Origin of the sequence: Streptococcus sp. Marseille-Q5619 (assembly GCF_946901205.1) — a bacterium.
GTDB lineage: Bacteria > Bacillota > Bacilli > Lactobacillales > Streptococcaceae > Streptococcus.
This window is the reverse complement of record NZ_CAMPPO010000004.1, coordinates 23,789-48,702: the sequence shown is the minus strand read 5'-3', so window position 1 is coordinate 48,702 and position 24,914 is coordinate 23,789. Positions and strand designations below refer to the sequence as shown.

Below are 24,914 nucleotides of genomic sequence, written 5' to 3'. Positions count from 1 at the left end.
AGTTTGCTCTTTGATTTTCATTGACTATAAGAAAAAATGAACTTGAAAATTCCAAGTTCATTTTTTATATGTTTTATTAAGGAGCAAAACGGATGCAGACTGCTTCGGGAACATGGAAGTCGTTGGAGAGTTCTGCTAGACGACCATTGTCACAATTGCGTTTAAAGACGGTTGCATTGTCAGAGTCTTGGTGGACAGCAATGAGAAATTTTTGGTCGGGTGTCAAATCAAAATCTCGCGGAGTCTTACCATGTGTTGGAACGATTTCTAATAACTCTAAGCTACCGTCCGCAAGGATGGTATATACTGCGATAGAATCATGGCCACGGTTAGAAGCGTAGAGGTATTTACCGTCTTTAGAGAGACGAATAGCAGCGGTTCCATTAAAGCCTTCGTAAGCTTCTGGTAAAGTTGAAATGACCTGCATACGTTCAAATTCGCCAACGCCATCGTAGATTAAAACCTCGATAGTGCTATTGAGTTCACAAATGAGATAAGCGATTTTATAGTGGTTATGGAAAACAATATGACGAGAACCAGCTCCAGGAATACTATTGTAGGTATAGAGCTTAGATAATTTCCCTTCTTGATCAAGGTCATAAGTGATGACTTGGTCAGTTCCTAAGTCACAGGTCACTAGATAGTTGTCAGGTGTTAAATCTGTAAAGTGAACATGAGGAGATGCTTGATTCTCATGTGGACCTTGGCCACTGTGTTGATCTACATCACTAAGTAAAAGACTCCCATCCTTCTGACGTTTATAAACCAGTACCTGTCCTTTATGGTAGTTGGCTGCATAGACCAAATCACGCTTTTCATCAACGGCAACATAACAGTGAGGGGCTCCTTTTTCAACGACGTGATTTAATAAAGTCCCGTCAGTTTGATAGGCTGCAATGCCCCCTTTATCGTCTTGACTACCAACGGTGTATAAATGTTGGTGCTGGTCAAAGGCAAGGTAGGTTGGACTTGGCTCAGCTGCAAAAAGTTCTAGGTTTGAAAGCTGACCAGTTTCTGTATCAAAGCCAGCCTTGTAAATCCCTTGGGAAGTGCGACGTGTATAAGTTCCAAAATAAACAGTTTCTTTCATAACGTTACCTCTATATAAAGATAAGACTATTATATCACAAAAACAAGCCAATTAAAGACATCCAATTAGATGTAAGCACTTTAAAAAATAATTGATTGGTTTTTTGAAAAATATAATAATATTGAGATTGTTTTCCTTACTTTTCTTCTTAAAAGTGCTATAATGAATTCATAAAATGTTTAAAGGAGTCCTTACTATGAAAAAACGAGTTTTTCTAGCAGCTGGTGTAGCTATACTCTCGGCGGCTATGCTAGCAGCGTGTTCAACAGGTGGTAAAGATGCTACTAAACCTGTTACCTATACCTATGTCTTCTCTACAGACCCTACGACTCTGGATTATACAGTTTCTGGTAACAAGAGTACAAAACAGGTCACAGGGAACGTTATTGACGGTCTACTTGAAAATGACCAATATGGGAATCTGATTCCATCAGTTGCAGAAGATTGGACTGTTTCAAAAGATGGTTTGACCTATACCTATAAAATCCGTCAGGGTGTCAAATGGTATACCAATGAAGGCGAAGAGTATGGTGAAGTCAAAGCTCAGGACTTTGTAACTGGTCTGAAGCACGCAGCTGATAAGAAATCACAGGCTCTTTATCTGGTTCAAGACTCAGTTCAAGGTTTGGACGATTATGTCAATGGGAAAACAACAGATTTCTCTACTGTTGGTGTAAAAGCGACAGATGATTATACGGTTGTTTACACTTTGAATCATCCAGAATCTTTCTGGAATTCCAAGACAACAATGGGCGTTCTTGCCCCAATTAGCGAGGACTTTTTGGCTTCTAAAGGAGATGACTTTGGGAAGGCGACTGATGTAACAAGCATTCTTTATAATGGTGCTTACCTCCTCAAGGGATTGACATCTAAATCTTCCATTGAGATGACCAAAAATCAAAACTATTGGGATAAGCAAAATGTCTTTATTGATGATATTAAATTGTCTTTCTTTGATGGTCAGGATGCCGATTCTCTTGGACGAGGTTTTGATGAGGGACATTATCCAGCTGCTCCACTCTTTAAAAACTCTGCCAACTATGAACGTCTAAAAGAAAAGTACAAGGATAATATTGTATATGGTCAACAAAGAGGTGGCGTATTCTATATGTCTACTAATATTGATCGTGTAGCTTATAACCATACTGCTAAAACAAGTGATGCGGAAAAATCATCCACTAAAAAGGCTTTGTTTAATAAAGATTTCCGTCAATCCTTGGCTTTCGCAGCAGATCGTACGGCTGCAGTATCTCAAGTATTTGGGGACGAAGTGGCACCTCGTAAATTACGTACAAGTTTTACCCCTCCAACATTTGTCCAAGTTGGAGAACAGTCGTTTGGGCAAGTAGCTAAGGCAGAACTGGATAAGTTAGATAACGCTTGGAAAGACGTGAGTTTTGATGATGCACAAGATTCACTTCATAATGTAGACAAGGCTAAAGCTAAATTTGAAGTTGCTAAGAAAACACTTCAAGCCGATGGAGTACAGTTCCCCGTTCATTTAGACCTTCCAGTTTCCTCTACTCAGACAGATTTTATTCGTCAAGCCCAATCTTATAAACAATCCATTGAGGAAGCCTTAGGCTCTGAAAATATAGTGATTGACATTCAACAAGTTTCTGATGATGAATTGGGAAATATGACAGTATTTGCAACATCAACTGACAATATTGATTGGGATATCAATGTAAATAGTGGTTGGAGTCCTGATTATGCAGATCCATCAACCTATTTAGATGTATTTGATCCAACATCTGGTCCAACTCTTCTAGGAGCACTTGGTGTAGCACCAGGTACAGATAATCCGGCAATCAAAGCTGTTGGTTTAGATAAGTTTAAAGAGTTAATTACGGATGCTAGTGGTGAGAAAACAGATCTGCAAAAACGTTATTCTAAATATGCTAAAGCTCAAGCTTGGTTAACAGATAGTGCCTTGGTTATTCCTGTATACTCAGATGGTGCCCAAATGCTAATAACGAAGAAAGTTCCAGGTAGCGGTGCAGATGGTTGGGTAGGTGATAAGACAAGTGAACACAGCTACAAGTACCAAAAATTACAAGACAAGATTGTAACGTCTAAAGAAATGGATGACTTCCGCAAGAAATTTGCTGATGAAAAAGCCAAATCAAATGCTGATTATCAGAAGAACTTAGATCGTCATATTCAAGACTAATCGAATCTCCTCTTTTGAGGGGATTTTTTATATCGCTGTCTCCATGTAATACTCAATGAAAATCAAAGAGCAAACTAGGAAGCTAGCCGCAGGCTGTACTTGAGTACGGCAAGGCGAAGCTGACGTGGTTTGAATTTGATTTTCGAAGAGTATAAGCACTTAAAAAAAGAGTTATTTTACTTCAAAAATGGTATAATGAGAGAACGATAGAAAGGAAGTATTTATGGAGCAAAAAGAGAAACATTTTAGCTTATCTTGGTTTTTTAAGTGGTTTTTAGATAACAAGGCCATTACGGTATTTTTAGTAACCTTATTATTGGGACTGAATCTTTTTATTTTAAGTAAGATTAGTTTTCTATTTTCACCTGTTTTAGACTTTTTAGCAGTTGTGATGTTGCCAGTCATTCTGTCTGGTTTACTATACTATTTACTGAATCCTATTGTTGATTGGATGGAGAATCATAAGGTTAATCGTGTTATAGCTATCACTATTGTCTTTGTCATCATCGCTCTCTTTATTATTTGGGGCTTGGCAGTCGCCATTCCAAATCTGCAACGCCAGGTTTTGACCTTTGCAAGAAACGTTCCTGTTTACTTAGAAGATATAGATAGGATTGTTAATGGATTGGTAGCCCAGCACCTGCCAGATGATTTCAGACCTCAGTTAGAGCAGGTTTTGACAAACTTCTCTAGTCAGGCTACAGTTTGGGCAAGTAAGGTTTCATCTCAGGCAGTCAACTGGGTGAGTGCCTTTATTAGCGGGGCTTCTCAAGTGATTGTTGCCTTGATTATCGTTCCTTTCATGCTCTTTTATCTCTTGCGTGATGGGAAAGGCCTGCGTAACTATTTGACCCAATTTATGCCAAGAAAATTGAAAGAACCTGTAGGACAAGTTTTATCAGATGTGAATCAACAGTTGTCCAACTATGTTCGAGGGCAAGTGACAGTGGCTATTATTGTAGCGGTAATGTTTATGATCTTCTTCAAGATTATTGGTCTACGCTATGCGGTTACGCTGGGTGTTACTGCTGGTATTTTAAATCTGGTTCCTTATCTTGGTAGTTTCCTAGCCATGCTTCCTGCCCTAGTATTGGGCTTGATTGCTGGGCCAGTTATGCTTTTGAAAGTAGTGATTGTCTTTATCGTAGAACAAACTATTGAAGGCCGTTTTGTCTCTCCATTGATTTTGGGAAGTCAATTAAACATCCATCCTATTAATGTTCTCTTTGTTTTGTTAACTTCAGGATCCATGTTTGGCATCTGGGGAGTCTTGCTCGGTATTCCGGTTTATGCCTCTGCTAAAGTTGTCATTTCAGCCATTTTCGAATGGTATAAGGTAGTCAGTGGCCTATATGAATTAGAGGGCGAGGAAGTCAAAAGTGAACAATAGTCAACAGATGTTACAGGCTTTGGAAGAGCAAGATTTAACCAAGGCAGAGCATTATTTCGCCGAAGCTTTAGAAAATGATTCAAGTGACCTTCTGTATGAGTTGGCAACTTATCTTGAAGGAATTGGTTTTTATCCTCAGGCCAAGGAAATTTATCTGAAAATTGTAGAGGATTTTCCAGAGGTTCATCTTAATCTAGCAGCCATTGCTAGCGAGGATGGTCAAATCGAAGAAGCCTTTGCTTATCTTGAGGAAATCCAAGCTGACAGTGACTGGTATGTTTCGGCTTTGGCTCTGAAAGCAGACCTTTACCAGATGGAAGGTTTGACAGATGTAGCGCGTGAGAAATTATTGGAGGCCTTGACTTACTCAGAAGATCCTCTCTTGATATTGGGCTTAGCAGAGTTGGATAGTGAGTTGGAAAATTACCAAGAGGCTATTCAAGGCTATGCCCAGTTAGATAATCGCATTATTTATGAGCAAACAGGCATTTCTACCTATCAACGAATTGGCTTTGCCTATGCCCAGTTAGGGAAATTTGAAACGGCTACAGAGTTTTTAGAAAAAGCCCTGGAGTTAGAATACGATGACCTAACAGCTTTTGAGTTGGCCAGTCTTTACTTTGATCGAGAAGAATACCAAAAAGCTGTCCTCTACTTTAAGCAGCTTGATACCATTTCTCCTGACTTTGAAGGCTATGAGTATGGTTATAGCCAGGCCTTACACAAGGAGCATCAAGTTCAAGAAGCCTTGCGTATCGCTAAGCAAGGGTTGGAGAAAAATCCATTTGAAACTCGCCTCTTGCTGGCTGCTTCACAATTTTCTTATGAATTACATGATGCTAGTGGTGCAGAAAATTACCTCCTTACTGCTAAAGAAGATGCTGAGGATACGGAAGAAATCTTACTCCGTCTAGCAACTATTTATCTGGAGCAGGAGCGTTATGAGGATATTCTAGACTTACAAAGTGATGAGCCAGAAAATCTCTTGACCAAGTGGATGATTGCTCGTTCCTATCAAGAAATGGACGATTTGGATACTGCCTATGAGCTTTACCAAGAGTTGGCAGGAGATTTAAAGGACAATCCAGAGTTTCTGGAACACTATATCTATCTCTTACGTGAATTGGGCTACTTTGAGGAAGCAAAAGTCCATGCTCACGCTTACTTAAAACTGGTTCCAGATGATGTGCAAATGCAAGAACTGTTTGAGAGATTGTAAGAATGTTTAAACATATAGAACTGTAGTTTATCTTTTTTGATAGCTACGGTTTTTATTTGTATATGATAGAATTTTTTTGCAAAAATGGTTGGTTATTTTGTTTATTCATGCTATAATAGGAACAATTACTTTTAGGAGGTGCAGTATGTCTTATTTATTTGAGATATTACCAAGTTTACTGAATGGTGCGAGCACGACTGTACAGGTCTTTGCACTGGTCTTGCTATTTTCGATTCCTTTGGGCGTTTTGATTGCCTTTGCCTTGCAAGTCCATTGGAAGCCCCTCCATTATCTGATTAACATTTACATTTGGGTTATGCGTGGTACCCCCTTGCTCTTGCAATTGATTTTTATTTATTATGTGCTCCCAAGTATTGGGATTCGTTTAGATCGCCTTCCTGCTGCCATTATTGCCTTTGTTCTCAACTATGCAGCTTACTTTGCAGAAATTTTCCGTGGGGGAATTGACACTATTCCAAGAGGACAGTATGAGGCTGCCAAGGTCTTGAAGTTTAGCCCTTTTGACACAGTGCGCTATATTATCTTACCCCAAGTGACCAAGATCGTGCTTCCTAGTGTCTTTAACGAAGTTATGAGTTTGGTCAAGGATACCTCTCTGGTCTATGCTCTAGGCATTTCAGACCTTATCTTGGCGAGTCGAACAGCTGCCAACCGTGATGCTAGTCTGGTTCCTATGTTCTTGGCAGGTGCTATTTACTTGATTTTGATTGGTATTGTGACTATTCTTGCCAAAAAAGTTGAGAAGAAGTACAGTTACTATAGATAGGAGGCTGCCATGTTAGAATTACGAAATATCAATAAGAAATTTGGAGACAAACAAATCTTGTCTAATTTCAGTCTAAGTATTCCTGAAAAGCAAATCCTGGCTATCGTTGGGCCTTCCGGCGGAGGTAAGACAACTCTCTTACGTATGCTTGCGGGTCTTGAAACCATTGATTCTGGGCAAATCTTTTATAATGGACAACCTTTAGAGCTGGATGAATTGCAGAAGCGGAATCTACTGGGATTTGTCTTCCAAGATTTTCAACTGTTCCCTCATTTATCAGTTCTGAACAATTTGACCTTATCGCCTGTGAAGACCATGGGAATGAAGCAGGAGGAGGCTGAGAAGAAGGCGCGTGGTCTCTTGGAACAATTAGGACTAGGAGGACACGCAGATGCCTATCCATTTTCATTATCTGGTGGGCAAAAGCAGCGGGTGGCTTTGGCGCGTGCTATGATGATTGACCCAGAAATCATAGGATACGATGAACCAACTTCTGCCCTGGATCCAGAATTACGCTTGGAAGTGGAAAAACTAATCTTGCAAAATAGGGAACTTGGGATGACCCAGATTGTGGTAACCCACGATTTGCAGTTTGCTGAAAATATCGCAGATGTATTATTGAAAGTAGAACCTAAATAGGAGGAAAAATGGATGAAAAAATGGATGCTTGTATTAGTCAGTCTGATGACTGCTTTGTTCTTAGTAGCTTGTGGGAAAAATACTAGCGAAACTAGTGGAGATAATTGGTCAAAGTACCAGTCTAACAAGTCTATTACTATTGGATTTGATAGTACTTTTGTTCCAATGGGATTTGCTCAGAAAGATGGTTCTTATGCAGGATTTGATATTGATTTAGCTACAGCTGTTTTTGAAAAATACGGAATTACGGTAAATTGGCAACCGATTGATTGGGATTTGAAAGAAGCTGAATTGACAAAAGGAACGATTGATCTGATTTGGAATGGTTATTCCGCTACAGATGAACGTCGTGAAAAGGTAGCATTCAGTAACTCATATATGAAGAATGAGCAGGTATTGGTTACCAAGAAATCATCTGGTATCACGACTGCAAAGGATATGGCTGGAAAGACATTAGGAACTCAAGCTGGTTCATCTGGTTATGCGGACTTTGAAGCAAATCCAGCGATTTTAAAGGATATTGTCGCTAATAAGGAAGCGAATCAATACCAAACCTTTAATGAAGCCTTGATTGATTTGAAAAATGATCGAATTGACGGTCTATTGATTGACCGTGTCTATGCAAACTATTATTTAGAAGCAGAAGGTGTTTTAAACGATTATAATGTCTTTACAGTTGGACTAGAAACAGAAGCTTTTGCGGTTGGAGCCCGTAAGGAAGATACAACTCTGGTTAAGAAGATAAATGAAGCTTTTTCTAGTCTTTACAAGGACGGTAAATTCCAAGAAATCAGCCAAAAATGGTTTGGAGAAGATGTAGCAACCAAAGAAGTAAAAGAAGGACAGTAATATAAAATAGTGGCTGAGACTGCGTTTTGATTAGCAAAACGTAGTTTTTTTGTAATCTAGGAAAACGATAATAGCGATTGAATCTGGATAATTGAATATGGAATAGCCCACTGTGATTTCTAAACCATTGTTAAAAATTGATTTGACTTATAAAATTAAAATGTTCTGTAATGAAATGCTGATGCAACTGTTTTAGGAACAATAAAACGCATAATATCAAGGTTTTTGAACCTTATATTATGCGTTTTGTGATTTTAAAACTTGTTAGCTGATTTTTTACAATCCTGCGAAATCTTTGATTTCTTGTGCTGACATTGAGGAGTCGCAACGGACATTGATTTGTCCATCTGCAACGTGAACAAAGCCTGGTACAGTTGGGATTCCATAGCGTGAGCGGAATGCTTGCAACTCATTGAGTTGGCTTGCTTCTTCACTATTGATGAAGTAGATGTGAGCTTTGGTTTCAGCGACGACACCTGACAATGTACCTGCAAATTTACGGCAGTAAGGGCAAGTTTTGCGACCGATAAAGAAGGTTGCAGTTTCTTTTTTATCAAGAGATTCTTGCGCACGCGCAACTGTAGTGACTTCAAGGTCTTTGATATTATCTAAAAATTGTTCCATGAGATTACCTCGCTTTCGTTGATAAGTCTAGTATGCCATAAAGTTTCTAAAATTGCTTAGATTTGATACGAAAAAAAGATGAGATTGGTTGGTCTCATCTTTTATAGGGTCTTATTTTACAAAAGCATTGATTTCTGCTTCGATATTAGCAATCTTAGCTTGTGATTCTTCGTTTGTTTCCCCTACAACTGCAATGTAGAACTTGATTTTTGGTTCTGTACCTGAAGGGCGAACAGCAATCCATGAACCGTCAGCAAGTGTGTATTTCAACACGTCACTTGGAGGAGTTGTCAAGTTTGTAACAGTACCGTCAGCAGCAGTAGCAGTTTGTGCCTTGAAGTCTTCTACGACAGTGATAGCTGTTGCATTCCATTCTTTTGGAGCATTGTTGCGGAATTTAGCCATGATTGATTTGATTTGTTCAGCACCATCAACACCAGAAAGAGTAACAGAGATAGTCTTTTCTGCATAGTAGCCGTACTCTTTGTAGATTTCTTCGATACCATCAGCAAGTGTCAAACCGCGTGAACGGTAGTAGGCAGCAAGTTCAGCAACGACAAGAACGGCTTGGATAGCATCTTTATCACGTACGAATGGTTTAATCAAGTAACCGAAGCTTTCTTCAAATCCCATCATGTAAGTGTGATTGTGTTTTTCTTCGAATTCTTGGATTTTTTCAGCGATAAATTTGAAACCTGTCAAAACGTTGAACATGCTTGCGCCGTAGCTTTCAGCAATCTTCGTTACCAAGTCAGTTGATACGATAGATTTGCAGAGAGCGGCATTTTCAGGAAGAGTTCCAGCATTTTTGTGGGCTTCCAAGATGTATTTAGCCATGATAGCACCGATTTGGTTACCTGAAAGGTTGAGGTAGCTACCATCTTTTTGAAGAACTTCAACACCAACACGGTCAGCATCAGGGTCAGTTGCAACAAGAACATCTGCACCAACTTGACGACCAAGTTCTTCAGCAAGGGCAAAGGCTGCTTGGCTTTCTGGGTTTGGAGATTTTACAGTTGAGAAGTCAGGATCAGCAGTTGCTTGCGCTTCAACAACTTGAACTGAGTCAAATCCTGCTTGGGCAAGAGCACGACGAGCCAACATTTCACCAGTACCATGAAGTGGTGTGTAGACAATCTTCATGTCTTTACCGAATTCTTCAATCAAGGCTGGGTTGATGTTAACGTCCTTAACTTCTTTGAGGTATTCTACGTCAACAGCTTCGCCGATAACTTCAATCAAGCCAGAAGCTTTTTCAGCTTCCACATCAGCAACTTCAACTGCAAATGGATTTTCGATTGCACGGATATAAGTAGTCAAAGCGTCCGCGTCATGTGGAGGCATTTGTCCACCGTCTTCACCGTAAACCTTGTAACCGTTAAATGGAGCAGGGTTGTGGCTGGCTGTGACCATGATACCCGCGAAACAGTTGAGGTGACGAACTGCAAATGATAGTTCTGGAGTTGGACGAAGGCTTTCAAATACATAAGATTTGATACCGTGTTTAGCAAGAACTGCCGCAGATTCAAAGGCAAACTCAGGTGAGAAGTGACGGCTATCGTAGGCAATTGCGACACCGCGTTCTTTTTCGTTTCCACCTTTTGACTCAATCAAACGAGCCAATCCTTCAGTAGCTTGGCGAACAACGTAGATGTTGATGCGGTTTGTACCAGCACCAATCAAGCCCCGCATCCCTGCAGTACCAAATTCAAGATTTGTATAGAAGGCATCTTCCTTTGTTTTTTCATCCATATTTTCCAAATCTTGACGAAGGTAGTCAGGAAGCTCCGCAAAATCAACCCATTTCTGGTAATTTTCTTGGTAAGACATTAAAATTCTCCTTTATTTTTAAAACATTTAATCAGTTTGATTATATCATTTTTTTTAATTTTAGTAAAACCTTATCTGCTTCGAAAATCTCTTCAAACCAGGTCAGATTGAATTTGGGGTTTATATGATGTTGAGGCTAGGAAAAATTCAATCTCAGTAAAAAAGTAAGTCTTCTCATAATAAAACATTGATACCAAACGTTTTATTATGAGAAGACTTTTACCCAGCATCTTTAATCTGTGACTAGACGTTTAGTTCTAAGAATGCCATCTTGACTAGATGGTTTTCTTGACCGTTATTGGTGATAATCTTCCAGCAAGGCTTCAAACTCAGAGACAGTCATTCCCAATTGTTGGCTGGCTACCTCAGAAGTCAGAAGACCTTGACGGACTAAATTTAGTAGCATGGACAAACTTCCTTCAACTTTCCCTCGCTCCAGTCCCTGTTCAAGACCTTCTTCTCGCCCTTTTTCAATCCCCTCTGCACGACCACGCTCTAAACCTTTTTCCTCCGCTTGTTCCAAGGCATAGTCCTGTGCTAACAAGGCTTGTTCTTCGCGTCTGCGTTGTTCACTAAACATCTTCCTGTCCTCCTCGGACCAGCTCTTGTAGTCCAGCAGTTGGTCTGCTTGGCTGATGGCTCGCTCAGGTTGTTGGGTAAAGGGTTTATTCCCGAAAAACTCCAACCAGGGTTTGCGAATCCTATCCTTGCTGGTTTCTCTATATTTTTTTAATTCCAAGAATGCCATCTTAACCAGATGGTTTTCTTGTCCGTTATTGGTAATGGTTAAAACCTCACCTGTCGTGTCCTCGCGCATGCTAAAACTATGAAAAGCTAAGTCATCTGAGAAGTAGTTGCTATCTACAATAGCGATAGCGTAAACAGGTGCGATATGCTTGTAGCTCTGGTGAGTATCACCTTCACGCTGGCGAATTTTTTCTAGGTTCTGATTGACCTGACTACATAGATAAGCCCACAAACGATTAATGAAAAAATTCTGATGATGAACTTGAATCTCAATAATAACTTGCGTACCATTGTCCAACTCAGCCAAAACATCTATACTTGTATAGAAGTCTTGGGCCGAGTAAGGTGTAGTGGGCAAGACATGAATGTTACTTCCCTCCAAAATGGTCACATTTTTGGCTGGCAAGTCCAGCATATCGCGAATAAATTGACAAGTGATTTCTGGATTGCTAAAAATCTTCTTAGCAACCAAATCATTGGTTGGGCTAATGCCCGGATGTCTGAGAATCATCCTTTTCCTCCTTTTATTATACCACAGTTTTAAATCTAAGTTTACTAGATTCTATGGCTCTATCTATTTATTCGGAAAAGAAAGGGAAAAGTTCAAATTTTCTTGAAAATAACAATACATTAAGTAAAAAAAGATAGCCAAACTCTTTACATCAAGAAATTTAGCTATCTTTTTTAGTTTGTTTTAAGATTGCATAAGGTTGACAGATTTCTCACTCATGTTTTTCCAACAATGCCTCAAACTCAGCCACAGTCATTCCCAATTGTTGGCTGGCAACCTCAGGTGTTAAAAGATGCTGGCGAACCATATCCAGGAAGGCAAAGAGTTTTCCACGTTCAAGTCCTTGTTCAATACCTTCTGCACGACCACGTTCTAAGCCCTTTTCCTCCGCTTGTTCCAAGGCATAGTCCTGTGCTAACAAGGCTTGTTCTTCGCGCATACGTAGTTGACTAAACATTTTCCTGTCCTCCTCGGACCAGCTCTTGTAATCCAGCAGTTGGTCTGCTTGGCTGATGGCTCGCTCGGGTTGTTGAGTAAAGGGCTTATTGCCGAAAAACTCCAATCAGGGTTTGCGAACCTTGTCTTTGCTGGTTTATCTGTATTTTTTAGTTCCAAGAACTCATTATTGTGATGATTTTACAATAATGCCTCAAATTCAGTGACAGTCATACCTAATTGCTGACTGGCAATCTCAGAAGTCAGAAGACCTTGGCGGACCATATCTAGGAAGGCAAAGAGTTTTCCACGTTCTAATCCTCTTTCCTCCGCTTGTTCCAAAGCATAGTCCTGTGCTAACAAGGCTTGTTCTTCTCGCATACGTAGTTGGCTAAACATTTTCCTGTCCTCCTCGGACCAGCTTTTATAGTCCAGCAGTTGATCTGCTTGGCTGATGGCACGCTCAGGTTGCTGGGTAAAGGGTTTGTTCCCGAAAAACTCCAACCAGGGTTTGCGAACCTTGTCTTTGCTGGTTTCTCTGTACTTTTTTAATTCCAAGAACGCCATCTTAACCAAATGGTTTTCTTGTCCGTTATTGGTGATGGTTAAAACTTCACCTGTCGTGTCCTCTCGCATACTAAAACTATGGAAAGCCAAGTCATCTTGAAAATAATTACTATCCACAATTGCAATAGCATAAACAGGTGCGATGTGTTTATAACTCTGGTGTGTATCACCTTCTCGCTGACGAATTTTTTCAAGATTTTGATTGACCTGACTGCAAAGGTAAGCCCACAGGCGATTGATGAAAAAATTCTGATGATGTACTTGTATTTCGATGATAACTTGAGTGCCATTATCTAGTTCAGCTAAAACATCTATACTGGTGTAGAAATCCTGCGCTGAGTACGGCATGGAAGGCAAGACGTGAATATTGCTCCCCTCCAAAATGGTCACATTTTTTGCTGGCAAGTCCAGCATATCGCGAATAAATTGACAAGTGATTTCTGGATTACTAAAAATCTTTTTAGCAACCAAGTCATTAGTTGGGCTGATGCCCGGATGACGTACAGTCATATTTCTTCTCCTTTCATTATAGCACATTTTTTAATCTAGGCTCACTAGATTCACTGCTTCTATCTATTTATTCGGAAAAAGTAGAAAAAGAGTAGAAAAAATGTCAAATTATCTCATTTTTAAAGAAATAAGTGTAAAAGTTAATGGAAATCCAAAAGCAAGCTGGAAAGGTCTCAAAGCGCAGCGTTGAGCTTGCTGATAAAAGTAAGTAAGTCCATAAGATGCACACGACAAGGCAAGGATGATGAGGCTTCATCTTTGGTGTCGACTTACTGATGAGGGACTCCTAACCTAGCTTTGGTCTCAGTAAAAAGAGTCGTCTATCTCCTAGTCTTCCATTCAAAAAATTTGAAGTTTCAAGCCGACTGGTGTATAATATATTTATGAATTGTATTCTATTATATGGAAGTAATAGGGCACAATATATATATATATATATGGAGTGTAAGAATGAATCATCCAGAAAAACAATTAAAATACAGTATACGGAAAGTGAGTGTCGGTGCAGCTAGTGTTGTCATTGGGGCGCTCTATCTTTTGATGGGAGCTGGGATTGCTCATGCTGAGGGCGTGGAGTCAGCGAGGGAAACTGAGAGGGCAGAAAACCCGACAGATCCAGAACAGTCTGGAAATGGAAAGACAGGAAACAAGCCTGACCTCAGCAATACTGATGCAGCAGCAAACACCTATAATGCTCCCGTAGCTGAAAATCCGCTAGTAGCTCCAGAAACTGCCAAACCTCGTCGGACTAAAAGAGCATTACCTGATGGGGACGCAAGTAATCCATCGAATGGAGCTACAGGGACTGAATCAGGAGAGAACCAGCCAACAGGTGAAAAGTCACCTGTACTGGATGCCAATCGTAAGGGTGACGTAGTAAAAGATGGTCAGCCTGGGGTACATGTACCTAAAGATGGAGAAGATGGCTCGGATGATAAGAATGCCAACTTAAGATTTGATGATCCTGGCGAAGATGCTACAGTTGAAGAAATATGGAAGATTATCCAAAATATGCCGGATGACTTCCAAAATAACGAGCGCTCCTATCTAAGAAATATGGATACTCTTGGGGATGCGCTTAGATTTAAAAACGGCAAAGTCAGTGAAGATGCAGACGGCGTGAAATTACAAGATGGTGAAATTCGTGAAATAGACAGTTTCGGTGGTTGGCGTGCTATCAACAAAGAGGGACATGCGGGTAAATTTGCCATCGGTAAGAAAAATGCGCAGGGTTACTTTACTGGTTGGTACATTGACAAAGATGGCAAACATCAAGAAGGGGGAATGTTGGGTTCTAACGCCCTTGACCAAATCTATGTTCACGAACAAGCCCTAGACCGTCGCTTCAAATATATGTTAATGCTTGCCAAAGGACGTACTATCGCCAATAAAGATGATAAAGCACAAGATAACTCTCCGTTTGATATAGAGACAGCGAATAGAAAAGGAAATAAGGAAAATCTTGCTAAGTTACCTGTAAAAGATAAGGAAGATATTCTCCAGCATTCTCCAAATATTGAGGGATTTAATGGAATAGAAAAAACCTTCACTGCCTTTTCTACCAAATATGGAAGTCGTTTGAAAATCGACTTTGTAACAGGGTATATCTCAGACTATGAAGGGTCAAAAGGTACTTATCGTATCGTTGTTAAAGCCATTAAAAAAGGTGCAACTGCTGACGCACCAAATGTAGAAGAAATTATCTATGACCACACGATCAACCGAATTGACGGAGTAGTAGAGAACGAAGAACGCTACAGCCAAGGTGTGGATTTAAGTGGGGTTAACAAGCTAATTAAAAAATTATTGGAAGAAGAACACATTAAAAAAGTTAAGTCTCTTGCAGAGGCAAGATATAAGGAGCAACATCCAGAGGTAAGCCGACCTAAACTTAACGACTATAAATACCTGATGCCTATTATCACAAAAGAGCTCGCTGAAAAAGACAAAGGGGCAGTTACCTACGAGTTACCTATAGATAAGGATAAGTTACAACTTCAGGGAAAAAACGCTTTTAAAGAAGGGATTCCTTTTGCAGATGGTTATACAACTGTAGCCAATAGGCTTAATAATAGTTTTAGACAAACTTTGGATCCAGAGGTGCAAAAAAACTCTCCAGCATGGAATAATGCTTCTGCGGAAAAAAATGCAGATGGAACAATAAAAAGTAAAGACCCAGATCGTGTCTATAAATTATTGGATTTTGTATTACCAACTGCGAAAAAAATTATCTATCATGCAGATACAGATCAATTAGAACTCCAAACAGATCCAGATAAAGTAAAAAAACACCGTGCAGAGCTTGAGACGAAGTTGAATGATAAAAAAGCAAAATTAGAAACAGCTGATGAGACTAATAAAACTAAACTAAACAAAGAAATCTCTGCCTTAAAAGCAGCCATTGGATCCACAACCGCCTACACTTACCTGGAAGCAAGAAACGGTAGTCAAGAAGCAAAAATCCTTGGCTCACACATGGAAGCGAAAACTAAACCTCCAACAAATGAGATGACGGACGCTGACTATAAAAAATATCATACTAATGAACTTGCTGCGCAACATGATTCGAAGGATGATGATGGTCTTAAAGCATTCACTGCCTACTTTGTTGAAAAAGGAAACGTTATACGTAATAAGGTAATTTCTGATGAGGAATTATCCAAAGAAATTACTAAGGCAATTGGTGGAGATCGGGATAAACTAGGTAAAGGGGGTTACTTCTCAACAGGGGATATTCCATTGGACAAAGATGTTGTAGCCTACAAGATACAAGTATTTGCGGAAAATAAAAAGCGTGTCGGTGTTAATAAGCAAAGTCCAAGACTTCAATATAACTTACCTATCCTAGCCGACTTCTCAGTAATCCAAGATACGGTAGAACCGTCTAAAGAGGTAGCCAAACGGATCATTGATAAACAGGTGAAAGAGAAGAAAATTCCACCAGAAGAAGGGGAAAAACTCAAAGGAAAAATCGATGAAAGTAAGAAAACATCGGAAGTTAGAAAAGCTATCTCAGGGAATGTAAAGGTTCGTTATGTCGATGAACAGGGACAAGATATACCACTATCTGATGAAGAAGCTAAAAAAGTTGGAGAAAAATCTGATAATGGTACCTACCTTGTAGAAAAAGAAGCCCTTATTGGGTCAAGCTACGATGTAACAAGTAAGAAATTACGTGGGATTAACGCAGGTGAGAAAAAATACCGTCTAAAAAGATCTCTAAATAATGGGCTATACAATGACTCAGCAGCTGTCAGAGGTGAAGTAACTTCAGCTGATAAGATTGTAACCTTTGTCTACGAAGAAGGGGAGCCAGCCAAGGCAAAAGCGGTTGTTCATGTGAAGAAGCAACAAGAAGCAGGAGACCCTGTCGAATTAGTTGACCATAAGCTAAATCTTGAAACAGAAGTAGGCGAAGAATTCCCATCAAAATCTGTAGAAGACAAAGTAAAAGAGTTGCAAAACTTAGGATATGAAATCGTCGATAATACCTTTACAAAGGGAACTCCTGATTCAAGAAAAGGAGACGACAAAGAGGATAAAGACGGAGAAGAGCCAACGCAGTCTTATACGATTACTGTAAGAGAAAAAGTGGAAACAGTAACAGAGCCGAAAAATCCAAACGATCCAGTAGATCCGAATAACGGAGAAGGACCAAAATGGCCAGAAACAGGACTAAAAGAGTCAGATCTTAAAAAAGAAGTAACAAGAACAATTACTTACGTTAAGAAAGAAACAGCGGATGGACAAGAAGAGCCAAGTGGAGTAGAAGATAAGGTAGATAAAGTTCTATTCAAACGAACTGCAACATATAATGTGGTTACTAAAAAAATCACTTATGGGGAATGGACGGCAACTACGGATGAAAGCCATCCAGCAAGTCAATTACCAGCAGTCGATACACCATTAAAAACTGGCTATGTAGCGGATATTAAACAAGTAGAAGGGCAAGATGCTCCAAAACCTACTGAGACAGGTGAAATAACAAACATTAACAAAAAAGTTGTTTATACTAAGTTAGGATCATGGGTACCGAAAATACCAGGAAAAACTCCAACACCGATTCCATATCCAAACAATCCGACAGATTCAACAAAACCTAAATATCCTGATTATCCAACAACACCAGTAAATCCAGGAGAAACACCAAACCCTCAACCTGAGAACCCAGGAGGAAATAACACTCCCGGTGGAGGCAATGAGACCCCAGGTGGTGAAACTCCAGGAACTCCTGAAAAACCAAAAACTCCAGAATTGCCGGTAATTCCATACGAACCAGGATACACACCAAAAATTGGTGAAACACCGTTAGAACCAGTTGATCCAAAAGATCCTAAAAAAGGATACAAGGTACCAGAAATACCAAAGGATCCTCAAAATAATACTATAATTGAGTACAAACCAAATCCACAAAAAATTCTTATCAAAGTTGTAAACGTCACAACTGGAGAAGAAGTAGAATTACCTAAAGAAAAACTTGAATTCAATGGCGTTTCTGATCAAGTAGTAACAACAGAAGATAGGGAAAAAGTTGATAATAAAATTGCATCTTTAAAACAACGAGGATATATCGTATCAACGAAGAACCCTATATCAGAAACAACTAAATATGATACAAAGGACGATTCTACAGAACCAACACAAATTTACAAAATTGTAGTAAATGAACTTATATCAAAAGATAAAGAAATTATACCAGTAACACGTACAATTAAATACGTTCAAATCGATGTTAAAGACGGAAAAGAAGTCAAAACAGAACTTAATACAGAAAAAATCAAAACAAAAGTAGATAAAGTTGAATTTTCAAGAGATGCATCTACTAGTTTGACAACATATATAACAAAATTTGGCAATTGGGATGCTGAAACAAAAGAGTTATTAAAAGTTGATACACCTGTATTAGATGGCTACCTTGCAAATGTCGCATCTGTAGAAAATAAAACTGTTCAACCTGCTACAGAATCATATGAGGTGACAGTTGAATACAGAAAAATTGGGTCATGGGTATTAACACCTCCAACAGGCGTAACGCCACCAGATGGAAGTAATTTTGAACCTAAACCATATCCAAATCACCCAACAGATCCAACAAAACCTGGAACACCAGTATACCCTGAGCCAGGAATTCCAAAGGATCCGAATACACCGGAACCGCCAGTAATTCCATACGTACCAGGATACACACCAATGGTTCCTACGGACCCAACAAAACCAGTAGATCCAAATACAAACCCACTGAAACCGTTGGTACCAGTAGAACCAGAACATCCAGGAAAAGGATATAAAGTTCCAGATTTACCTAAAACACCAGAAACGAATACACCGATTACGTATGAAGCAGATCCGCAAAAAGCAGTAGTTAAAGTTTATAATGTCAAGGATAGTGTGGAAACTGAATTAACGAATGACAAGTTAACAATGAATGGTAAAACTGATGAAGTTATTCCTACTCAATCATTGAAAGATAAAATTGAAGAATTGAAAAAACGTGGATATATTATTGATGAAGAGCCACTAAAAAATGGAGAAAAATTTGATAGTGAAAAAGATTCAGATTCTCAAGATCCTACTCAAGTATTTAAGTTGAAAGTACATGAAAAACTTGTACCAGTAACACCGCCAACACCAGAAAAACCACTTGAACCTGGAAAACCAATTGATCCAGATGTGCCGGTAGATCCTAATACTCCTGTTGATCCAAACACACCAGTATGGACAGAGGATTTAATCAATAAAGTTAAGAACGCGGAAACTACAAAAGAAGTAACACGTACAATTAATTATGTTGACGAATCAGGAACTAAGCTAACATATACGGATAACGGTAAAGAAACAAAAGAGCCAAAAACAGATAAAGTAACCTTTACACGTGAAGCTAAGATTAACGTAGTAACAGGTGAGATTACTTATGGAGAATGGACAGCTAAAGATAATGACACAACATTCGATGAAGTAACATCACCAGTAGTAAAAGGATACATCTTAAAATCAAATCAAGACTCACAAGGTAATTTGGTATCAACAGATGGAACAAGTGTAGCAGCAAGTGAAAACTTAACAGAAGCTTCTAAAAATCAAAATGTAAATGTGGTGTACACTAAGTTAGGATCATGGGTATTAACACCGCCAACAGGTGTAACACCACCAGAAGGAACGAATTTCGATCCAAAACCATATCCAAACCATCCAGCAGATCCAACAAAACCTGGAACACCAGTATATCCTGAACCAGGACAACCAATCACACCTGGTACACCGGTAATTCCATATGTACCTGGATACACACCAAAAATTGGAGACAAACCGTTAGAACCAGTTGATCCAAACTATCCGGAAAAAGGATACAAAGTACCACCAGTACCAGAAACACCAGGTAAGGATACACCGATTACTTATGAAGGAAATCCACAAAAGATTTTAATTAAAGTAGTTAATGTAACTACAGGGGTAGAAGTGCCACTAGACAATGAAAAATTAGAATTTAACGGCAAATCAGGAGAAACGGTTAAAGAAACTGATAAAAATTCTGTTGATGCTAAGATAACTTCACTAAGAAATCGTGGATACATTGTAGATACAGTAAATCCACTAACTGCAACTACAAAATATGATACAGAGTCTGACGCTGGAAAACAAGAACCGACTCAGACATATAAATTAGTAGTAAGAGAAAAAATCTCAGCTGATAAAGAGTCTACAACTGTAACACGTACAATTAAATACGTTAAAGTTGATGTTCAAGATGGAAAAGAAGTCAGAACAGAACTTAACACGGAAAAAATCACGATGAAAGTAGATAAGGTTGAGTTTTCAAGAGATACAACAACTAATCTAACAACAGGTTTAACGGAAATTGGAACTTGGAATCATGAAAAACAAGAGTTCCCTAAAGTAGATACACCAGTTTTAGAAGGATATTTAGCAAATAAAGTGTCAGTACCTTCTAAAGAGGTAACGCCAGAATCTGATTCAATAGAAGAAGTAGTTGAATACAGAAAAATCGGTTCATGGGTGCCAAAAGTACCAGGAAAAGAAGAACCGACACCAATTCCGTATCCAAATGATCCAGATGATCCAACTAAGCCTAAAACTCCAGATTATCCAACCACTCCGCCACAACCAGGGCAACCAGTACCGAAAGTGCCAGTGATTCCATACGTTCCAGGCTATACACCTAAGACACCAAACGGAACTCCATTAGTACCTATAGATCCAGAACATCCAGAAAAAGGATATAAGGTGCCACCGGTTCCAGAAACGCCAAATGATCCTAAGATGGATACACCAATCAAGTATACACCAGATGGACAAAGAGCTATTGTCAAATTTGTTGTCATAGGCGAAGATGGAAAAGAAACGGAGCTTGTTGCTTCAAGGATGTCGCTGACAGGTAAAACTGGAGAGAAAATCCCAACAGAAAACTTTAATGATACATTGAAGAAACTAACAGGTGACCCAGTTAATAATGGTGACTACGAGTTAGTAGACAATCCTCTGAAAGATGGAGCGACATTTGACAACGTAAAAGATGAAGAAGGAAAAGATCCGTCTCAAGTCTTTGTCGTGAAGTTACGTCAAATCTATGTTATTCCACCGACACCGAGAATTGTCGAACGTCCAAGCGGTAATACTGTAGAAGTTGACGTGCCAAATAAAGATGCTGATACTTTATCTATTACATTTACAAAACGAAACAGTACTGAAAAAGAAACTATCGTTACGAAGAAAGATAAAGATGGTACGTGGAAAATTGAAAAATCTCCAGTTGGAGTGACTATCAATCCGACGAATGGTCGTGTTTACATTCCAAGTGAACAAGTTCAACCGAAGACATGGGTAGATACGCAAACAAAACATAAATACAAACAAAGTAAGATTGTTAGTGTTATGCCGAATATTCTTGATGTACCTAAATTTGAAGGAACAACAGAATGGATTGACGTAAATGGAAATGTCTTAAGACCAACTGAAAACGGTTTACATGAAAAAGGTCGAATTGCAAATCATGTTTGGTTGGAAAGTCGTTTGGAAGGAAATAAAGTCACACATATTTTCTTTGCAGGTTCTCCATCTGTAGATAAGCCAGAATATAAAATTACAGTCTGGTTTGATAAAGATGGTAATCCACTTAAACCAGATCAACCAGGTACTCATGAAGCTGGAAATATTCCAGGATACAGATATATTACAACTGTAACGGAGGATGGTATTACGATTCATAGATTTGAAAAGATACCGCCAGTTCTTCCTAACGAACCAATTCCAGATAGACCTGAGGAGCCGAGACCACAACCAAATCCAGAGCATCCAAGTGCTCCGACACCAAGCCCAGAACTACCAAATCAAGAGACTCCAATACCAGAGCCAACTCCTGAACCTGAAACTCCAGTGAGTCCAGACCCAGAAGTTCCGACTTATGAGACAGGTAAGAGAGAGGAGTTGCCAAACACAGGTACAGAAGCTAATGCTGGCTTAGCTGGGGCAGGATTGTTGACCTTGTTAGCAGGTTTGGGACTAGGATTCTTCAAGAAAAAAGAAGATGAATCCGAATAATATAGAAAACGTTGCTTCTTGCCAAAAGTTGGATGAGTTATCTGGCTTTTGGCTCGGAGTCAACAACCTAGAAACTAAAATAAAAGTAAAATTGAGGAAAATATGTCAAGACAATCAACTAAGAATAAAAAATATGCTCTACGCAAAATCGGAAAAGTTTTCGGTTCCTGCGTGGTGGCTACTGTCCTTACCCTAGGTGGTGTTGCAATAATGGCACCTAATGTAGTCTACGCTTCAGGTAATGAATCGGGGGAGAGCCTCAGGATATTACAGATTTAAGTAGTAACGCAGATGGGTATGAAGTACGAATTCCTAAAGGGAAAAAATATGTAGGAAATGACAAGATTGAAAGTACTGATCCTGTATTGAAACATAAAGGTCATGATGGTAGAAGTTTTATCTTAAAAGCTGAAGAAGCTGATAATCTGAGTAAAAGTGAAATAGATGGTTATTTTGAAGAAGAAGGAAATGAACTAGAAAATTTATTCACAAAATTATATGATGAAAACGAAGATCGTCAAACTGATGAGAAATATAAAAGAGAGGATGCTGCTACTATAAATGAGCATGCAGGTGACGATCTTACAGATGGGTCAGGTTTTAAGGAACCTAGAATAAGTGAAATTGACCCTAAATATCCTCATCGTGTTGATTCAGGGGTAACGAATATTACTGAGACATATGATAGTAATAACGATGGTAAACCAGATAGAGCTGATGGTATGATTGATGATCAAGATACTATTGTAGATGCCAATAAACCGATAACAGTCAATCCAGAGGCAGACGAAAATGTTGTGAAAGAAGATGGTAGTGTTGTACTATCTAAGTATTATCGTATCCATGTCAACAAAGGAGACACAGCTGACAAAGACGATGACATCTATGAAGTTGGTACAAAGCCAACAGTCACAACCAATGAGATTGATTTTAAAACGATTTATGAGCCAAATGATCAAGATGTCGCAGGACATCAAATAGAAAAAACTCCTGGTAAAAAAGGTACTTCTACAACGACAACTACCTATACAGTCAATCCAGAGACAGGTGCACGTACTGCGAATCCATCTACAACAGAGGAAACAGAAAAACCTGTTAATAAAGTTGTTTTAGTTGGAACAAAACCAAAAGTAGAAGAAAAAGAACTACCATTTACAAGACGCTATGTAGAAGATAATACTAAAGACAAGGATTATCGAGAAACAACCCAACAAGGTGTTAAGGGTAAGGAAACAAAAACAACTACTTATACGTTGGATACAACGAATGGTACAGTCACAGAAAATGCTCCAACAACGGATACAGAACAACCAAAAGAAGAAATTATAACAGTTGGAACAAAACCAAAAGTAGAAGAAAAAGAACTACCATTTACAACACGCTATGTAGAAGATAAAACCAAAGACAAGGATTATCGAGAAACAACCCAACAAGGTGTTAAGGGTAAGGAAACAAAAACAACTACTTATACGTTGGATACAACGAATGGTACAGTCACAGAAAATGCTCCAACAACGGATACAGAACAACCAAAAGAAGAAATTATAACAGTTGGAACAAAACCAAAAGTAGTGGAAACACCAGAGACTCCACAACCTGAACAACCAACCGCTCCTGAGGAAGCACCAGCTCAACCAGGACAGCCATCTGAGCCTGAAGACCAACCAAATCTTAAGGTAGCTCCGCCGACTATCGCTATTGTGGAAGAACCAAATAAAGCAAGCATCGAAGTAAAAGCACCTAAGAAAGATGCGGATACAGTCAAAATCACTTATCCTAAGAGTGATGGCTCTGGTGAGGAGGTTCTCACTCTTACCAAGCAACCTAGTGGCGAATGGACTTTAGACAAACAACCTGAAAATGTTACATTAGACAAGAAAACTGGTACTGTAACCATTCCACGAGAATCAGTTGTCAATAAAGAAAAAGTCCAAGCTCAAGCCAAGCATAAAACGAGTGGTTATACGCCGTTTGTATACGCTGCTTTATCAATCGAAGAAGCAAACCCAGAGCATCCAGTAACGCTATGGGTAGATACAGCAGGTAAGGAGATTAAGGAAAAAGTAGTTGGCAAAAAAGTACAGGCTGGCGAAATTGCAGGCTACAAGTGGTTATCTAGTCGCTTAGAAGAAGGTATTTTGACGCATACATTTGAGAAAGTAGCGAATGGAACTCCAATTTTACCAGAAAGCCCAACTAGTCATCCAATGACTCCATCAAGTTCGCCATCAACTTCAACGCCAGAAAAACCAAACAAAGCTGAAACTCCAGCGGTTCGTACAGTATGGCGCGATGAAAACGGAAAAGACTTGAAGGTTCCATCAGTTGATAAGGAAGAAGCAGGTGAAGTTCCAGGCTATGAATTTGTTGAGAGTCACCGTGAGGGAGATAACTTGACAGTTCATGTGTTTAGAACCAAGCAAGCTCAAACTCCTGCTCCAAAAGACCAAACTCCAAGCCCAGCACCATCTAAAGTTTCAGAACAAAAAGGTGAAGCAGTGGCTACAGCTACATCAGAAAAGACAGTAGATAGTGTAACATCTACGAAAACATCTGATAAAGCAGAGTTGCCAAACACAGGTACAGAAGCTAATGCTACCTTGGCTAGCGCTGGTATCATGACCTTGTTAGCTGGTCTAGGACTAGGATTCTTCAAGAAAAAAGAAGACTAAAAACTCATAGTTTTTAAGAAGATGATTCGTCATCTTCTTTTTTGGCTCATTGTCAACTGTAGTGGGGTGGAGAAAAGCTAATACTCTTCGAAAATCTCTTCAAACCGCGTCAACGTCGCCTTGCCGTAGATATATGTAACTGACTTCGTCAGTCTTATCTACAACCTCAAAGCAGTACTTTGAGCAACCTGCGGCTAGTTTCCTAGTTTCCTCTTTGATTTTCATTGAGTATAAGATTAAGAAGAGGCTGAGAAAAAGCCTCTCAAATCAGAAAAACGCATAGTATCAGGTGTTCAAAACTTGAGACTATGCGTT

Annotated in this window: 14 protein-coding genes; 8 read left to right on the top strand and 6 right to left on the bottom strand. The window is 39.3% G+C overall.

The features are described 5' to 3' along the window. Positions 1 to 76 precede the first annotated feature (76 nt). Positions 77 to 1,090: a lactonase family protein gene (locus tag OC530_RS05665; protein WP_262080365.1), complete on the bottom strand. Its 1,014-nt coding sequence runs from the start codon at positions 1,088 to 1,090 to the stop codon at positions 77 to 79. A gap of 196 nt (positions 1,091 to 1,286) precedes the next feature. Here OC530_RS05665 and OC530_RS05660 point away from each other — a divergent pair, with 196 nt between their 5' ends. From OC530_RS05660 to OC530_RS05635, 6 genes are all read left to right on the top strand, one after another. After that, positions 1,287 to 3,263 carry a peptide ABC transporter substrate-binding protein gene (locus OC530_RS05660; RefSeq protein WP_262080363.1) on the top strand — a complete coding sequence of 659 codons (1,977 nt, stop codon included), beginning with the start codon at positions 1,287 to 1,289 and terminating at the stop codon, positions 3,261 to 3,263. A gap of 223 nt (positions 3,264 to 3,486) precedes the next feature. After that, positions 3,487 to 4,653: an AI-2E family transporter gene (locus tag OC530_RS05655; RefSeq protein WP_262080361.1), complete on the top strand. Its 1,167-nt coding sequence runs from the start codon at positions 3,487 to 3,489 to the stop codon at positions 4,651 to 4,653. Beyond that, the gene (locus OC530_RS05650; RefSeq protein ID WP_262080359.1) at positions 4,643 to 5,872 is read left to right on the top strand and encodes a tetratricopeptide repeat protein; all 1,230 of its coding nucleotides are present in this window, start codon (positions 4,643 to 4,645) and stop codon (positions 5,870 to 5,872) included. Before OC530_RS05655 ends, OC530_RS05650 begins: the two co-directional genes overlap by 11 nt. Positions 5,873 to 6,017: 145 nt before the next feature. After that, entirely contained in the window at positions 6,018 to 6,659 is a 642-nt protein-coding gene (locus OC530_RS05645) for an amino acid ABC transporter permease (protein ID WP_262080357.1), read from the top strand. Positions 6,660 to 6,668: 9 nt separating this feature from the next. Further along, positions 6,669 to 7,298 (top strand): amino acid ABC transporter ATP-binding protein, encoded by a 630-nt coding sequence (locus tag OC530_RS05640; RefSeq protein ID WP_262080355.1) that lies wholly within the window; start codon positions 6,669 to 6,671, stop codon positions 7,296 to 7,298. A gap of 12 nt (positions 7,299 to 7,310) precedes the next feature. Beyond that, the gene (locus OC530_RS05635) at positions 7,311 to 8,147 is read left to right on the top strand and encodes an amino acid ABC transporter substrate-binding protein (RefSeq protein ID WP_173213561.1); all 837 of its coding nucleotides are present in this window, start codon (positions 7,311 to 7,313) and stop codon (positions 8,145 to 8,147) included. A 276-nt stretch (positions 8,148 to 8,423) separates the two neighbouring features. Here the strand turns inward: OC530_RS05635 and OC530_RS05630 are convergent, their stop codons facing one another. From OC530_RS05630 to OC530_RS05610, 5 genes are all read right to left on the bottom strand, one after another. Further along, positions 8,424 to 8,771, bottom strand: a complete 348-nt coding sequence (locus tag OC530_RS05630) for a thioredoxin (RefSeq protein WP_262080351.1) — start codon at positions 8,769 to 8,771, stop codon at positions 8,424 to 8,426. 111 nt (positions 8,772 to 8,882) lie between these two features. Beyond that, positions 8,883 to 10,601: a phospho-sugar mutase gene (locus tag OC530_RS05625; RefSeq protein ID WP_262080349.1), complete on the bottom strand. Its 1,719-nt coding sequence runs from the start codon at positions 10,599 to 10,601 to the stop codon at positions 8,883 to 8,885. Between the two features lie 295 nt (positions 10,602 to 10,896). Next, complete coding sequence (locus tag OC530_RS05620) at positions 10,897 to 11,859, bottom strand: Rpn family recombination-promoting nuclease/putative transposase (RefSeq protein WP_173229414.1); 963 nt, start codon at positions 11,857 to 11,859, stop codon at positions 10,897 to 10,899. A 211-nt stretch (positions 11,860 to 12,070) separates the two neighbouring features. Next, entirely contained in the window at positions 12,071 to 12,421 is a 351-nt protein-coding gene (locus tag OC530_RS05615; RefSeq protein WP_262080340.1) for a damage-inducible protein CinA, read from the bottom strand. Positions 12,422 to 12,495: 74 nt separating this feature from the next. Next, complete coding sequence (locus OC530_RS05610; RefSeq protein WP_262080338.1) at positions 12,496 to 13,371, bottom strand: Rpn family recombination-promoting nuclease/putative transposase; 876 nt, start codon at positions 13,369 to 13,371, stop codon at positions 12,496 to 12,498. Between the two features lie 450 nt (positions 13,372 to 13,821). Here OC530_RS05610 and OC530_RS05605 point away from each other — a divergent pair, with 450 nt between their 5' ends. Further along, positions 13,822 to 21,927 (top strand): mucin-binding protein, encoded by an 8,106-nt coding sequence (locus OC530_RS05605; protein ID WP_262080336.1) that lies wholly within the window; start codon positions 13,822 to 13,824, stop codon positions 21,925 to 21,927. A gap of 365 nt (positions 21,928 to 22,292) precedes the next feature. Continuing rightward, on the top strand, positions 22,293 to 24,599 hold the full coding sequence (locus OC530_RS05600; RefSeq protein ID WP_262080334.1) for a G5 domain-containing protein: 2,307 nt from the start codon (positions 22,293 to 22,295) through the stop codon (positions 24,597 to 24,599). Positions 24,600 to 24,914: the final 315 nt, after the last annotated feature.

Excerpts from the sequence above, each read along its gene's own strand:
- OC530_RS05665 (WP_262080365.1), bottom strand. The coding sequence starts at position 1,090 with ATGAAAGAAACTGTTTATTTTGGAACTTATACACGTCGCACTTCCCAA.
- OC530_RS05660 (WP_262080363.1), top strand. The coding sequence starts at position 1,287 with ATGAAAAAACGAGTTTTTCTAGCAGCTGGTGTAGCTATACTCTCGGCG.
- OC530_RS05655 (WP_262080361.1), top strand. The coding sequence starts at position 3,487 with ATGGAGCAAAAAGAGAAACATTTTAGCTTATCTTGGTTTTTTAAGTGG.
- OC530_RS05645 (WP_262080357.1), top strand. The coding sequence starts at position 6,018 with ATGTCTTATTTATTTGAGATATTACCAAGTTTACTGAATGGTGCGAGC.
- OC530_RS05640 (WP_262080355.1), top strand. The coding sequence starts at position 6,669 with ATGTTAGAATTACGAAATATCAATAAGAAATTTGGAGACAAACAAATC.
- OC530_RS05635 (WP_173213561.1), top strand. The coding sequence starts at position 7,311 with ATGAAAAAATGGATGCTTGTATTAGTCAGTCTGATGACTGCTTTGTTC.
- OC530_RS05630 (WP_262080351.1), bottom strand. The coding sequence starts at position 8,771 with ATGGAACAATTTTTAGATAATATCAAAGACCTTGAAGTCACTACAGTT.
- OC530_RS05625 (WP_262080349.1), bottom strand. The coding sequence starts at position 10,601 with ATGTCTTACCAAGAAAATTACCAGAAATGGGTTGATTTTGCGGAGCTT.
- OC530_RS05620 (WP_173229414.1), bottom strand. The coding sequence starts at position 11,859 with ATGATTCTCAGACATCCGGGCATTAGCCCAACCAATGATTTGGTTGCT.
- OC530_RS05610 (WP_262080338.1), bottom strand. The coding sequence starts at position 13,371 with ATGACTGTACGTCATCCGGGCATCAGCCCAACTAATGACTTGGTTGCT.
- OC530_RS05605 (WP_262080336.1), top strand. The coding sequence starts at position 13,822 with ATGAATCATCCAGAAAAACAATTAAAATACAGTATACGGAAAGTGAGT.